Here is a 14,752-nt window from a genome sequence, read left to right as displayed (position 1 = left end):
CGGGAAAACGGTTCGCCGCGGAACGCGCCATCACCATGCCGGATTCGGCCCGCAGCCGGCGAGCGCATTCGCCACGCCATATGCTTGCGGGCCACTCTACCGGTTGATGTGCGCAACGAGAGGTCGCGAGCACAGACGCGTTGTCGGCCCGCCGCCCTTTGTCTGCTCAGTTGTCGCGCAATAATTTCACCGCATCCGTGGCCGCCTCGAGGACTTCTTCCGAAATCGCATCGCCCTTTGTCGCGCGCGCGATAGTCACCGCGCCGACCAGCGTTGCATACACCGCCAACGCGCGCCGGCGACGCTTCTTTGGCGACAACGCGGCTGGCAGTATCTCTCCCATTATGGCGGCAAAGTGCTGAACGCCGGCGATAAAAGCCTTTCGCAGCGGGCTATGCGCAGGTTGGTGGGCGATATCGCCGGCGAGCGCGGCTGCGGCGCAGCCTTCACCGCTGCCGTCCCGGTGCCTCGTTGACAGGTAATCCGCCGTTAAGCGCGCAAACGCCTGGGTCGCGCCATCCCGATGGATACGCTGCTGCCAGTGCAGGCAGATTTCGGCAAACGCATGGCGGCAGGCTTCGGTCGCAAGCGCTTCCTTGCTGCCGAATTGCCGATGGAACGCGCCGATTGTCATATCGGCACTTTCCATGATGTCGGCGACGCTGGTTCGTTCGAGGCCGCTTGCGCGATACAACTTCGCCGCCGTCCTGGTCACCCGCAAGCGGTTGGCTTCGGCCTGGTCTCTGGAAACTCGTGGCATGGGTATCGTGGTTAAAGGAATGCGGCGTCGGATCGTGTTGAGGAAATTAGAGCATAGATTAACTGTAATTTACGTTAATACGCTTCAATTTGCGCCACGCGTCGCTGTTCGCCATATCACGCGTGCCTACAGGGGCGGTTTGACGCCGTTCTTCTCCACCACTATGCTCAGCGCGCCGGTTCTTCCGTGGGCTGCGGGTATCGCCACCAGAAATACGGCCGCGCCTGGCTTCAGGTCGGCGCGCTCCGCCGGCGCGTACGTCACGATCGGCGCAGTCGCGGGCACCGTCACCGCGACCGTCTGCTCGCCATAAGTCAGCTGCAGGTCGTGGCCCGCGGGTCCGGCGGCAACTGACGCGACCGTGGCGTTCGTGATGCTGCTGCCCGGCGCGAGGTCCCAATTGTGACTGCCCTGCGCGGTGCCGCGTCGCTCCTCGCGGTACACCATTACTTCGAATGCCCGCACACCGCCGTCCGCGGGTAGGCCGGCAGCGCCCACATAAGCCCCCGGCTTGAGCTGCGACCATTCGAACGGTTTGACCGCGGCATATCGCGTGTCCGCGTTGAGCGTGGTGGTTTGCCGCCGGCCGTCGCGTGTGCGGACCGTCAATATGTCGCCGTCGAGCGCATCGACGGCGCCGCGCACGTGAACGGGAGCGAACATCTGTCTGATCCGCGCGGCGATGTCCGCATGGTCTTCTTCCAGGGCGAAATGGCCCGTATCGTAATAGCGCACGACGGCGCCAGGAACCTCGTTGCGGATGGCGTCGGCCGCCGCGACGACGAAGAGCGGGTCGTTCTTGCCCCACACGACGAGCGTGGGCGGCTGCTCGGTCCGCAAATAGCGCTGCCAGGCCGGAAAAGACGCGAGATTCGACGGAATGTCGAGTTGCAGATCGGTCATGATGCGGCGGCTGTCGGGGTTCGCGAGGGTCGCGGCATCGACGGTCCACGCATCCGGATTCAACGCCGCCGGATTGCGCGCGCCGTGCCGATAGAGCAGCAGCGCGGTTTCGAGCGACACATGGCTTTCCGCGAGCGCGCGTTTTTCAGCGCTGGGCGCGCCGGCAAGCTTCTCGTCGCGGGCGATTCGCGCGGGATCGATGCCCGATAGCGAAATGACGGCGTTCTGGAACACCAGCCCGGCGATCCACTCCGGGCGGCGCAGCGCGATTCGCATGCCGACCGGGCCGCCAAAGTCAGTCATATAGACAATCACACGCCGCTCGCCGAGGTTGGCGAGCAGTTGCTCGACCACGTCCGCGACGTGATCGAATGTCGGCGTGAATTGACTGGCTGGCGGTGCTTCGCTATAGCCCATGCCGGGATAGTCCGGCGCGATGACGTGGAAGTCTTCCGCAACCAGCGGAATCAGGTCCCTGAATTCGTGCGACGAAGACGGAAAACCGTGCAGCAGCAGTAAGGTCGGCTTCGAGCGGTCACCGGCTTCGCGGTAAAAAATCTTGATGCCGTCGACGGTCGCATATTTGTACGACACCTCGTATGTATCGGCTGCGGCGGCACTGCCGGATAGCAGCGACATCGCCATCAGCATCAGCGCTGCACGCCGTGCAAATCGAATGAATATCACGCGTCGGGTCCTCTATCAGGTCGGGCGGGCGTTCGGCATCGCCTATATAAGGCATCGGTAGGCGATCGCATTATAGAGTATATATAAGCTCTAAACGGTATCAAGTCGCGCGGCGATTTGCCGATATCACTGGACAGGTATCGGGTCCGCCACGTTGGAGACTCGCCGTGTCCACCAGCTATCCTTCTGATGAACTGCCATGTCAATTTCGATCAGCAGCAGTAACAGCGCCGGGTTGCCTGGCGCACCGATTCCTCAGCCCGCGTCGGTTAGCACGGGCCAAACAGGCGCCAGTTCATCCAACGCGATCGAGGCCACGGCGACGCTCTTGCCGCGGCTCGACGCGATGGTGGCATCGATGCATGTCAACCAGCTCGAGGTGGCGTTCGGGCAGGCTCTGCAAAGCGCGACGGCGATCGACCCATCGAGCGGGCAACGCGAGATGTCGGCGAACGCTGACAAGCAGTTGAGCGCGGCGCTCAATCAGTTTCTGGTGCAAAGCGGCTTTACGCAGCAGCAAGCCGATGCAGCCAGCGCAGGTTTCGAGCAGCAACTGGCCGGGGGCGGGCCGATCAGCTTCACCGCGAGTTACGCCGGAACCAGCACCGATGCGTTCTCCGTATCCGCCGGTTACGGTTCCCAGGCGATGTCCGCGTCGGGGGTGTCGGTCAACGAGCGCTCGGGCTCAGTTTCGATCGAATTCGATCCGACTACCGGCGCATTGTCCGTTTCTCTCGAGGATCAGCGGGTGTCCGCCACTCAGTCGGTTATGCAGGGCGATGCGTCGGGCGCGCTGATGTCGTTTTCGTTGCCGCCGGCCTCCGTCGTGACGGTGTCGTCGCACGACGGTAGCGACAGCGACGCGGCTGGCAGCGGCACAATAGACAGTCACGTGTTTGTCGGCCCGGTGGACAGGACGGCGGGGAAGGCGACGACGGCGGGGAGCGCGACACCTGATGACGCGAGCGGCGCATTGAACGGACTGATCGCCGGACTGGCCCATCCGACGTTGCACGGCACCCGGCAAGCGCTGGACTTGCTAGGCCGCATCGCCAGCGCCGCGCAAACGGAAAGCGAGGCGGCGAATCGCGCCGCGCGGGCCACGCAAGGCGGGCGACCTCAGTCCGCTGCGGTCACGCTAGGTTTTACGCAGCCGTTGTCTATCGCGAGGCGCGACGAGCGGGGCCATGGCGCGGCGCTATTCAAACGGCCCGACGGCGGCACCGGCGCCATCTCGTTCAAGCCGACCAATATCGAGGCCTGAAGGGACGTTGCGCTGCGCAACGCAAGCGTGAGATGTCCCGATTGCCACTCGCGCTTTATTCGGGCCGCGCGCGTTACCGCCGCGGCATCGGCCGAGACTTCTTCCCCGGCCGCCGCCGCGGCACAAGGCATCGTGCGGATCCTCCGCAGGCGCGTGATGTGCGCGCGGCCGCACCGCGCATCATTACCGCGCCGCGTCGCCCCAGCGATACTCGACGGTCGCATCGTCGAGTTGCGCCTTCAGCTCCGGGTCGAGCTTGAGATCGACCGCCGCGAGCGTTTCGTCGAGCTGTTCCGGCCGGCTTGCGCCGATGATCACGGATGTCACGACCGGATTCGAGAGCACCCATGCAAGCGACGTCTTCAAAAGCGATTCGCCGGTCGGCTCGACGATGCCGCGCAGCTTGTCGACTGTCTGAAACTCGCGCTCATGCCAGTAGCGCTCCTGATACATCGCGCCGGCCTGGCCGACCGTCGCGGATGTGAAGCGTCCTTCGGTCGGCTTCGCATCGTGACGATGCTTGCCGGTCAGCAAGCCGGCCGCAAGCGGGTTGTACGGCATCACCGCAAGCTTTTCCTCGGCGGCGAGCGGCAGCAGTTCACGCTCGATCTGACGGAACAGCAGGTTGTAGCGCGGCTGCATCGATACGAAGCGCGCGACGCGCAGCACATCCGAGCGGCCGAGCGCGCGGGCCAGCCGGTACGCGAGAAAGTTCGACACGCCGACATAGCGCGCCTTGCCCGAGCGCACGATCGTATCGAGCGCCTCGAGCGTTTCGTCGAGCGGGGTGCTGTGATCGTCCTGATGCAACTGGTACAGATCGACGTAGTCGGTGTTCAGGCGTCGCAGCGAATTGTCGATTGCATTGAGCAGGTGCTTGCGCGACGAACCCTGGTCCCACTCCGACGGCCCGACCTTGTTGAACGCCTTGGTCGCGACGATAAAGCGGCTGCGTTTGCCCTTGAGCCAGCGGCCGATGATTTCCTCGGTGATGCCGGTCTGCTCGACCGTCGCGCCGAGCGGATACGCATCGGCGGTGTCGATAAAGGTGACGCCGGCGTCGGTGGCTTTGTCGAGAATGGCGCGCGACACGGTTTCGTCGGTTTGAATACCGAAAGTCATCGTGCCGAGACACAGGCGCGAAACACTCAGGCCTGTGCCGCCGAATTTGCAATATTGCATGGACGGTTCTCCGCAATGAAGACGTAAGGAACGGAAAGCGTACGAATGCGTACGAAATGGGTGATGCGGGATGCAGCGGGGCGCCGCGTGTCCGGCGCGGCGGCCGGAATGCGGAAATACGAAGCATAGCCGGTTACACGACTTCGCGTCGGCAGCAGCACTTGAAAGGTTGACTGCGTATGGGCCAAAGCGGCGTGCGGGTATGCGCCGTTCAGCCGCGCACCCGGCGCGGCGCGGAGGTCGAGCCGCGCACGATCAGCGTCGGCTCCGAGGCCACACGCACACGCGGTGGCTCATGTGCGGCCCGGCCGCCGCGCCGCGCCGCCTGATGCGTGTGCGGCGGCCGCTCGATCAGCTCGCGCAACAGCGACACCGCCATTTCCGCCGCCTCGACCGTCGGCACCTGGACCGTGGTGAGCGGTGGGCGCGACTGCCGCGCGAGTTGAATATCGGTAATGCCGATCACCGACAGATCTGCCGGCACGTCGCGCCTCAGATCGAATGCCGCGTGAATCGAGCCGAGCGCGGGCAGGTCGTTGCTCGCGAAGATCGCGGTGGTCGCGGGATGCAACTCGAGCAGTTCACGCGCGGCCGCATAGCCGCCTTCGATCGTATCGGGCGCATGCCGCACGCAGGTGCGCGGCAGCTTCACGCCGGCGGCGCGCAATGCGTCGACGAAGCCTTCATAACGCGCCGCATGAATTCCCGCGCGCTTGCTGCCGACAATCGCAACAATCTGCCGGTGCCCGAGTTCGAGCAGATGTCGCGCGGCGAGCTCGCCCGCGCGCCGGAAATCGACCGCGACGCACGGCAGCCCCGGCGGATCGAGCGGCCGCTCCCACATGCATAGCACGACCGGCGTGCCGCGCGCTTCGGTTTGATGCAAGTCGTCGAAATCGAGGTTCGCGTTCATCACGAGCACGCCTTCGGATAACGTGCCGGCAATCTGTTCGAGATATGCGCGACCCGCGAGCGGGTCCTGGTTCGTATTGCAGATGATCACGAAGCGGCCGCTGATGCGCGCCGCGCGTTCGACCGCGAGCGCAAACTCCGGATAGAACGGATTCGCGATGCTCGACACCATCAGCGCGATGGTCGGCGCGCGCCCTTCGGCGAGCGCACGCGCGGCCAGATGCGGCCGGTAGCCGAGCGCGGCGACCGCGTCGAGCACGCGCTGGCGTGTCTCATCGCCGACCCGTCCGCGGTTGCGCAGCACGTTCGAGACCGTGGCCGACGTGACGCCGGCGCGTGCGGCGACTTCGCTCAGAGTGGACATCGTGTCTGGTGTGGTCAGTATGTGGGATGTTTTCTCAGGATTTGCGTTGCGACGCGGCGCGCGGCACCATTCCCGCACAAACAGAATGAGATCGGAGACAACGCTTCGTATAGTCAGAAGGGCAAAACGGATCGCAACGGCGATCGTTTTTTGGTCCTGCTGATTAAGCGCTTAATCTCCGGCTCCGGCGATTTAAACATGGAGTGGAGACGTATGGCGAGCATTTCGTTGCGCGGCGTACAGAAAGCGTACGGCGACGGCGCGCCGGTGATTCGCAACGTCGATCTCGAGATCGGCGAAAACGAGTTCTGCGTGTTTCTCGGGCCGTCCGGTTGCGGCAAGTCGACGCTGCTGCGGATGATCGCGGGCCTCGAAGACGTGACCGACGGCGACCTGTCGATCGGCGGGCGCATCGTCAACGACGTGCCGTCGGCCGAGCGCGGCGTCGCGATGGTGTTTCAGAGCTACGCGCTCTTTCCGCATATGAGCGTCTACGAGAACATGGCGTTCGGTCTGAAGCTCGCGAAAGTCGCGAAGAGCGAGATCGACCGCAAGGTGCGCGAAGCGGCGCGCATTCTGCAACTCGAAGCGCTGCTCGAGCGCCGGCCGCGCGCGCTGTCCGGCGGCCAGCGGCAGCGCGTCGCGATCGGCCGCGCGATCGTGCGCGAACCGGGCGTGTTTCTGTTCGACGAGCCGCTGTCGAATCTCGATGCGACGTTGCGCGGCCAGACTCGCATTGAAATCGCGAAGCTGCACCGGCAGTTCGCGAAGGCGAGCGTCGTCTATGTGACGCACGATCAGACCGAGGCCATGACGCTCGCCGATCGCATCGTGCTGCTGCACGCAGGCAAAGACACGGAACGCCACGGCAGCATCGCGCAAATCGGCGCACCGCTCGAGTTGTATCACCGGCCCGCGAGCCGTTTTGTCGCCGGCTTTATCGGCTCGCCGCGCATGAACTTCCTGCCCGCGACGGTCGCGTCCGTCGATGCGCAAGGCGTGACGGTCGCGCTTGCGCATAGCGGCGAGCGCATGCGTGTCGATGCGAACGGCGGCGGCTTGCAGCGCGCGCAGCCGGTTACGTTCGGCGTGCGGCCCGAGCATCTCGAACTGGTCGATGCCGCGACAAGCGGCGCCGCATCTGATTCGACGCTCACCCGCGGCGTATCGCTCGTCGAGCATCTCGGCGAGCACAGCTATGTGCACCTCGATCAACCGGGCGGCGACACGCTGATCGCGAAAGTACCGGGCGGCGCACAGGTCGCGCTCGGCGAGCGCGTGACATTTCGCGCCCATCCCGCCGCCTGTCATCTGTTCACGGAAGACGGTTTTGCGGTGCCCGCACGCGGCGCCGCGCCCGTCGCACTCAACGCATAAAGGACTCTTCGATGCGCCTCGGCGTTTGCTACTACCCGGAACACTGGCCGCAGTCGATGTGGGAAGACGACGCGCGCCGCATGAAAACGCTCGGCATCGAGCAGGTGCGGATCGGCGAATTCGCGTGGAGCCGCATTGAACCGGCGCCTGGCGAATATGACTGGGCGTGGCTCGACCAGGCGATCGATGTGCTTGGCAATGCGGGCCTGAAGGTGGTGATGTGCACGCCGACTGCGACGCCGCCGAAATGGCTGATCGATCGTCATCCTGACATTTTGCCGGTCGGCGCCAACGGGCGGCCGCGTGCGTTCGGCTCGCGCCGTCACTACGACTTTTCGTCGCCATCGTATTTCGAAGCGTCGCGCACGATTTGCACGGCGGTGGCTGAGCGTTATGGCAAGCATCCGGCCGTTGCGTTCTGGCAGACCGATAACGAGTACGGCTGTCACAACACGGTGGTCAGCTATTCGCCGGCGGCGCTCGCGCGTTTTCGCGAATGGCTGAAAGCGCGCTACCAGACGATCGATGCGCTGAACCGCGCCTGGGGCACCGTGTTCTGGAGCATGGAATATCGCAGCTTCGACGAGATCGATGCGCCGGTCGAGACGGTCACCGAAGCGCATCCGTCGCATCGGCTCGATTACCGGCGCTTCGCGTCGGATGAAGTGGCGCGCTACAACCGGATGCAGGTCGAGATTATCCGCGCGCGTTCGCCGGGGCGGCCGGTTGCGCACAACTTCATGCAGCTCTTCAACGAATTCGATCACTACAAGGTCGCCGCCGATCTCGACGTCGCCACGTGGGACAGCTATCCGCTCGGCGCACTCGACCAGCAATGGTTCGCGCCGGACCTGAAGGCGAAATGGCTGCGCATGGGGCATCCGGATTTCGCGTCGTTCAATCACGATGTGTATCGCGGCATGTCGAAGCTGCCGTTCTGGGTGATGGAGCAGCAGCCGGGGCCGGTGAACTGGGCGGACTGGAATCCGGCGCCGCTGCCCGGCATGGTGCGGCTGTGGAGCTGGGAAGCGTTCGCGCATGGCGCCGGCTGCGTGTCGTACTTCAGATGGCGGCAGGCGCCGTTCGCGCAGGAGCAGATGCATGCGGGGCTCAACACGCCCGATAACCGCTTCGATATCGGCGCGCATGAAGCGGCGCGCGTCGCGCAAGAGATTCGCGCGGTCGCCGCGGCGAATGCCGATGCCGACGCCGCGGTGCGCACCAAGGTCGCGCTCGTCTACGACTACGAGGCGAAGTGGCTGTTCGAGATTCATCCGCAAGGCGCGGACTTTCATTACCCGCGCTTCGCGTTCGAGTATTACTCGGCGCTGCGCGCGCTCGGCTTCGATGTCGATGTGATTCCGGCGAACGCACCGCTCGATGGCTATGCACTGATTGTCGTGCCGCCGCTGCCGGTGGTGCCGGATGACTTCGCCGCACGCGTCGAAGCGAGCGGTGCGCATGTCGTGTTCGGTCCGCGCAGCGGTTCGAAGACGCGCGACTTGCGGATACCCGCGCAGTTGCCGCCGGGGCCGCTCGCGGCGTTGCTGCCGATGCGCGTGTGGCGCGTCGAGTCGCTGCGGCCGAATGTGACGGAAACGGTGCGCGTCGATGCGCAGACCGAAGGCCGCGGACGTCATTGGCGCGATCTGATCGAGGTCGGCGAGGATCCGTCGCTCGAGGTCAGCGCGCGCTTTGCCGATGGTCATCCGGCTTACGTGCGTCGCGGCTCGGCGCATTACTTTGCGAGCGTGTTCGACGAGCGGCTCACCGAACAGCTGTTCGCGCGTATCGCGGCCGAGGCCGGGCTCACGCCGCGCGTGCTCGGCGACAGCGTGCGCGTGAGCCGGCGCGGCGCGCTTACTTACATGTTCAACTACGGCGAGCGTGCACATGGAATCGACGGCGTCGATGCGGCTGATTTCGTGATCGGTACGCGCGAGATCGAACCGCAAGGCGTGGCCGCGTACCGGACGCGCTAACCGGCACGAAGCCGCGATAACGGACGCGAGCGTGATGAACACATTCGCGGCGGCGTTGAAGATGGCTTAAACCGATAGCAGTGCCCAAGAACCTAGAACGCGCAATAGCATGGGTCCGGACCAAGCGCTAAAGCGCTAACTCCGGCCGACAAAGGAGACACAGGCATGACCCTCAAAGCACTCAAGACACGCGGCACACGCATCGCCGCGGCATTCGCGTTTGCCGCTGCGGCGGCGTCCGGCGCGTTGTCGTTTCCGGCGGCCGCGCATGCGGACACGATGACGATCAATATCGCGTTCAAGGGCGCAAGCCAGCGCGCGGTCTGGCAGCAGGTGCTCGACGAATTCAGGAAGGCGCATCCGAATGTCGACGTGAAGGCGTCGTTCGTCGACGAGGAAGCGTACAAGGTCCAGTTGCCGGGTTGGCTGACGACGGTCGCACCGGATATCGTGAACTGGCACAACGGCGAGCGGATGGCGTACTACGCGCGGCGCGGATTGTTCGAAGACCTGAGCGGCGACTGGAAGAAGAACAACTGGGACAGCACGTACGCATCCACGAAGGAAGCGTCGACGGTGGATGGCAAGCAGTACGCGGCGCCGACCGTCTATTACTCGTGGGGGCTGTTCTATCGCAAAGACCTGTTCCAGAAGGCCGGCATTGCCGGCGAGCCGAAGACCTGGGACCAGTTGATGGACGCCTGCCGCAAGCTGAAGGCCGCGGGCATCACGCCGTTTGCGGTCGGCGGCCGCGACGCGTGGACGCTTGCCGGCTGGTTCGACTATCTCGACTTGCGCCTGAACGGCAATGCGTTCCACCAGAAGCTGATGGCCGGCGAGATTCCGTACACCGACCCGCGCGTGAAAAAGGTCTACACGACGTGGAAGCAGCTGATCGACGATCACGACTTTATCGACAACTCGCTGTCGTACGATCTCGACGCCGCGCAGCCGTTCCTGTTCCAGGGCAAGGCCGCGATGATGCTGATGGGCACGTTCATTACCGGCGGTTTCCCGGCGAACGTGAAGCCGCAGATGGGCTACTTCCAGTTCCCGATTATCGATGCGAACGTGCCGACCGCCGAAGACGGTCCGGTCGAATCGCTGCATATTCCGTCGCGCGCGAAGAACAAGGCCGATGCGCACGCGTTCCTCGCGTTTGTCGAGACGCCGGAGGTCGGCGCGCAACTCGCGAAGGGGCTCGGTTCGCTGTCGGCGAACAGCAAATCGCCGGAACCGGAAGATCCGATTTCGAAGATCGGCTTCCAGATTCTCGCGAACACGAAGGGCGGCATTGCGCAGTTCTACGATCGCGATATGACGAAGGAAATGGCCGACGAAGGGATGAAGGGAATGCAGCAGTTCATTTCCGATCCGACCAGGCTCGATTCGATTCTTGCGCAGCTCGAAGAGACGCGCAAACGGATCTACAAGAAGTGACGCGATGACATGCGGCGGCGCGCGCGGCTGCGCGCTGCGCCGCGCCGGCAATGGGTCGGTCCTTTCGCCGTTTTTAGTCAGGCTTTGTCGGTTTCTCCGCCGCGAAGGTTGCCCGCGCAAGCGGGCTTTTTTTCGTCCGGATTTCGTCCGGATTTCGTCCGATGGCATGCATCGATCAGCCGCGTGTTCGGCAACGCTTGCCTGCCGCGTGCTCGCGCGCGTTTTCAATGCGCACGGCGCCGACGCTCATTCCATTTTCTGTCCGGCAGGAGGCGGCGTGCCGGCGCCGTGCCAGCCGGCGAGCGGCGCGCCGTAGCCGCCGGCTTCCGCGTTGTTCGGCAGGCCGTTCACCAGTTGCGCGCGCGGGTCGGTCGGATTCAGATCGAGTTCGCCCGCCTGGCGGTTGCCGTGCGTCGGGTACTCGCTGCCGCGCGGCGCGTTCGGCATCAGCTTCGTGCTGTTTTGCGGCGCGTGGACGTCGTCATAGACGGACAACCCTTGCGCGTTTGCGAAGCCGGCGGCGCTCGCGAGAGCAAGTGCGGCGGCGAGTTGCAGCGTAGCGGTGGACTTGTGCACGATCGGCTCCTCTTCGTAGGAAGGTCAGAAGGCAGGAAAGACATCGCGCGCCCGGCAGGATGGCTGGCGCGCATGTCGTTCTACTATTGGCGATCGGAACGAGGAGTGCAATGCGCAAATCGCAGTTTTGAGCTTTGTTGGGCGATTGCCGATGCGAAGTGTTTAATGCGGGGCCACATGCGGTAGTAGTGTGCGCGCGGCTTCGCATAGGGCTATGGATGCGCGCATGGGCGTAAGCATCGCAGGCGGGTGGGGCGGCGGGTATCGGTCGAATGACCGGGACATGGTCAGAGGAATGCGAGGGGAGAGGCGTATGTTGACGTCCAGACGACCATGTCGTCCTGCGAGGCCAGCACGCGCGGTTTCGGCTCGCACTTGCAGCAGCAGATGTCGCCGTCGAGGGCAGGCTGTTTGTCCAGCATGCGGTCGTCGGGACGCTCGCCGTCCGGAGCGATGAAACCCTCCGTATTGCACGCCGGACACGACACGCGTGCGTAGAGGTAGCTGAAGCTGCGGCCTAGCGCCTGCATGTCGGGATCGCCATCGAGCACGAGGCCGCCGCTCGTCGTTTTGTCGAACTGCATGATGTATGCGCGTCGCGGCATGGTTCAAACTCCTATCCATTCCCAGCGCACGTCGTCACGGACCTGTCCGGAAGCTTTTCTGGACGCGGGCATGGGCTGGCCTTGCCTGCAGTGGATGATCTCGCCCAGGCTGTCGTCATACTCGGGCGGATACGTCGTCATGTCCCACTCGATGCGCGCAAACCAGTGGCCGGTGCGCGGGCATACCTTGCCCGGCTTGCATTGCGTCTCGAATGCGTAAACATCGGCCGGCGGTTCGGCTTCCCAGGTCCATCCCAGGTGCTTGCCGTGGAGTGGCTGGCCGTGGCCGTCCACCATGTTCTTCACTTCCGGCACAGGGTCGTTCCTGTAGAACCTGTTCACGAAGCGGCTGCGCTGTCCGCTGTCGGATACGGCGCGGTAGTAGCCTTCTTCGATGAAAGTTGAACCGGGGTAGAAGGGCTGCGATGACATTGCTTCGCGCTTTTGGGCTTCGAAGTTTTCACGTTCTTCTGGTGTGGAGGGGTAGTCGTGGTCAAACGTTACGGTCGCCGGCTTGGAGTGGTCCGAATGGAAGTTGACTCGTCCCATGGTTGATACCACACCGTCACCGCTTATCCCAGTAACTGCAAGGGCATTCATGCGATAGGTTCCTCGTTTGATTTTCATATCCGGTACCGCGAGGAATCGGAAAGTAACGCTGGTCCCTGCCGCAACGACGATGTTTTCATCCGGAAACTCATCCTTGTTGGCAAGAGGCAACCCGGCGAGTTCGACGCTCCAACGCGTTGCATCGTCCGTATTTTTTCCTTCAACCCTGAGCCTGTCCTGCCACTGGCTCGACCAGCTATCTGGACTGCCCATCATGATTGGATAACGCCCGCTGTTGATGAACTTGACAGAGACGGCAAGCTTGTCCGCTTCACGTTGCACATCCAAAGCGGCCACATCCAGTTTGACGATGGCAGGACCACGATTGGCATAGTCTTTCAGGCTCTTGCGCCGGTAATCATCAAGCAGAAATGCCAGGTTACGCGGCAGTTCGTTGAGACGCCCTCGGTGCGATTCGAGTTTGCCGTTGCGCATACATGTCACCGAGTACGAGAACTGAGACCCCGCATCGCCAAGGTCGCTCGCGGGTTTCTCAACGACAGCCTTGCAAAGCTGACGATGAATGTCGTTTGCCTGCTTAAGGTCTTCCGGCGACAGTCGTGCGTCAATAAGACCGACACCGCTGAAATCTGAATCGGCGGTATCCGATAGTCCGACGTAGATTCTTCCCGACAACCACACGCCTATGCCGTTGCCGCCGTACGGGAGAACAAGTAACGAGCTGGTCGCAAAGCCCTCACCTACCGGAAAGCCGTTTTCTTCGGCAGACGCTTCCTGCATGACAAACACTCCAAAACAAAAAAGCAATAGTGCGTAGAGTTGACCAGTCAATGTTCCAAAGCCGAAGTTGGGTTTTCTAATCGCCATACCCAACCTTCCAGTTCTTGTGTGTCAGCTTTGAAAAATGCCGCCTGATGTATTCGAGGTAGTAAGGGCGCACCGAGGCGCTGGGTGCAGCATCGCGAGCTTTTGGAATCGGGTTATTGCACGCAGCCCCCATGACATTCCGCGGGGCACGTATCTGCCAGATTTCGTTGCCCCTGTTCGCTTCTCCAACGCTGAAATTCAACTCTTCACCGCTGAGGTACGTCTTGTGCACCCAGCCACCGTACTCCCAGTATTCGTCCGGAAAGTTGAACAGATGGCCGCATTCATGAGCGGTGACATTGGTGTCCCGCATGTCATCAACCCAGACTTCGTCCTTGATCTGCAACATGCTGATCTCGCCCCACGATCCGGCATCAGCGCGCTGCACCCGCGGGAACAGATGAAGAGTCTTATGTATTTTCTTGCCCGCGCCGACCTCCGCACCCCTTAGGCTGACCAGAAATTCAACCCTGAAGTACACCGCTACGCGACACCCGCACGATGCGGCCTTTGAGCAGCCGTCGAGAATCAGCTTGCTGCCGTGGCTGTTCAACACGGCTTCGACGTGGCGTCTCTTCTCTTCAGCGTCGAAGCGCGGTCCAGTTCCGTCGCGATACTCGACGACATAACCCCTAAAAGGCCGGCCAACCCCGTTGGAGACACATTGCCAATGAATGTCGTGATGGTATGGTATGGACTGCTTCTCGCTGTCCAGTCCGGATAGTGCATTCCCCGTTGTATTCGCTTTGAACAGGTCCACGGGTACGATCTTCACCCTGACGGTCGCGTACAGGCACTGCCTGCGTTCGTCATACGACAGCTCAAAAGCGGTTGGAAATGTTCCGCCTCCTCGAATTTGCGTTCCATCTCGATCACGCCATGGCTGCTTGCGTTCGTCTAGCGCGATATAGCTACCCGTCTCCGTCACATCACTACACTCGCTGACAAACCCCGGCATACGCCAGTTGCAATACACGCCCTTCTCAAGCCTGATGGGCACACTGAGGTCATGCGAAGCCGGCAGCGTCGGCTCCTGCTCCGGGTGATGGTCCGCATCGGGCGCATCGGGCGAATCCGCCGGGATAACCGGCACGCCCTTGCCCTGGGTCTTCTCCGGTAACGACGCGCGCGACACCGGCGCAGCCGGCGCCCTCCCTTGCGCGGCCTCCGCCTTTGGCGACGTCGCCCACGCAAAACTGTTATTGCCCCGCCACGCGTCACACGCCACATGAAACGGAAACATCTGCGGCGCGAAGGCGGGCG

11 protein-coding genes and 1 pseudogene are annotated in these 14,752 nt (G+C 63.1%); 4 read left to right on the top strand and 8 right to left on the bottom strand.

What is annotated here, in order from left to right; translation table 11 throughout:
- Positions 1-166 precede the first annotated feature (166 nt).
- Positions 167-760: a TetR/AcrR family transcriptional regulator gene (locus tag HV675_RS20730; RefSeq protein ID WP_281364091.1), complete on the bottom strand. Its 594-nt coding sequence runs from the start codon at positions 758-760 to the stop codon at positions 167-169.
- A gap of 126 nt (positions 761-886) precedes the next feature.
- Positions 887-2,350, bottom strand: coding sequence for an alpha/beta fold hydrolase (locus HV675_RS20725; protein WP_175112970.1), 1,464 nt, complete (start codon positions 2,348-2,350; stop codon positions 887-889).
- A gap of 199 nt (positions 2,351-2,549) precedes the next feature.
- Here HV675_RS20725 and HV675_RS20720 point away from each other — a divergent pair, with 199 nt between their 5' ends.
- Positions 2,550-3,614, top strand: coding sequence for a hypothetical protein (locus tag HV675_RS20720; protein WP_175112969.1), 1,065 nt, complete (start codon positions 2,550-2,552; stop codon positions 3,612-3,614).
- A gap of 183 nt (positions 3,615-3,797) precedes the next feature.
- Here HV675_RS20720 and HV675_RS20715 read toward each other — a convergent pair whose 3' ends face one another.
- Both HV675_RS20715 and HV675_RS20710 read right to left on the bottom strand, forming a co-directional pair.
- Positions 3,798-4,796: an aldo/keto reductase gene (locus tag HV675_RS20715; protein WP_175112968.1), complete on the bottom strand. Its 999-nt coding sequence runs from the start codon at positions 4,794-4,796 to the stop codon at positions 3,798-3,800.
- A gap of 211 nt (positions 4,797-5,007) precedes the next feature.
- Entirely contained in the window at positions 5,008-6,072 is a 1,065-nt protein-coding gene (locus HV675_RS20710) for a LacI family DNA-binding transcriptional regulator (RefSeq protein ID WP_175112967.1), read from the bottom strand.
- A gap of 213 nt (positions 6,073-6,285) precedes the next feature.
- Between HV675_RS20710 and HV675_RS20705 the strand changes: the two genes are divergently transcribed.
- From HV675_RS20705 to HV675_RS20695, 3 genes are all read left to right on the top strand, one after another.
- On the top strand, positions 6,286-7,449 hold the full coding sequence (locus HV675_RS20705; protein ID WP_175112966.1) for an ABC transporter ATP-binding protein: 1,164 nt from the start codon (positions 6,286-6,288) through the stop codon (positions 7,447-7,449).
- A gap of 11 nt (positions 7,450-7,460) precedes the next feature.
- Complete coding sequence (locus HV675_RS20700) at positions 7,461-9,431, top strand: beta-galactosidase (RefSeq protein WP_175112965.1); 1,971 nt, start codon at positions 7,461-7,463, stop codon at positions 9,429-9,431.
- 165 nt (positions 9,432-9,596) lie between these two features.
- Positions 9,597-10,871, top strand: a complete 1,275-nt coding sequence (locus HV675_RS20695) for an ABC transporter substrate-binding protein (RefSeq protein WP_175112964.1) — start codon at positions 9,597-9,599, stop codon at positions 10,869-10,871.
- Between the two features lie 246 nt (positions 10,872-11,117).
- Here HV675_RS20695 and HV675_RS20690 read toward each other — a convergent pair whose 3' ends face one another.
- From HV675_RS20690 to HV675_RS20675, 4 genes and pseudogenes are all read right to left on the bottom strand, one after another.
- Positions 11,118-11,447, bottom strand: coding sequence for a hypothetical protein (locus tag HV675_RS20690; RefSeq protein WP_175112963.1), 330 nt, complete (start codon positions 11,445-11,447; stop codon positions 11,118-11,120).
- 287 nt (positions 11,448-11,734) lie between these two features.
- A complete protein-coding gene (locus HV675_RS20685) occupies positions 11,735-12,052 on the bottom strand; it encodes a PAAR domain-containing protein (protein WP_175112962.1) in 318 nt (105 codons plus the stop codon).
- 3 nt (positions 12,053-12,055) lie between these two features.
- A complete protein-coding gene (locus HV675_RS20680) occupies positions 12,056-13,489 on the bottom strand; it encodes a hypothetical protein (RefSeq protein ID WP_175112961.1) in 1,434 nt (477 codons plus the stop codon).
- Positions 13,479-14,752: pseudogene (locus HV675_RS20675) on the bottom strand (hypothetical protein); the annotation flags it as partial. The gene HV675_RS20680 and the pseudogene HV675_RS20675, both read right to left, overlap by 11 nt.

The organism is Paraburkholderia solisilvae, assembly GCF_902859875.1.
Lineage (GTDB): Bacteria > Pseudomonadota > Gammaproteobacteria > Burkholderiales > Burkholderiaceae > Paraburkholderia > Paraburkholderia solisilvae.
Note: the sequence above shows the minus strand (reverse complement) of the source record. Positions and strands in the feature narration are given on the sequence as shown.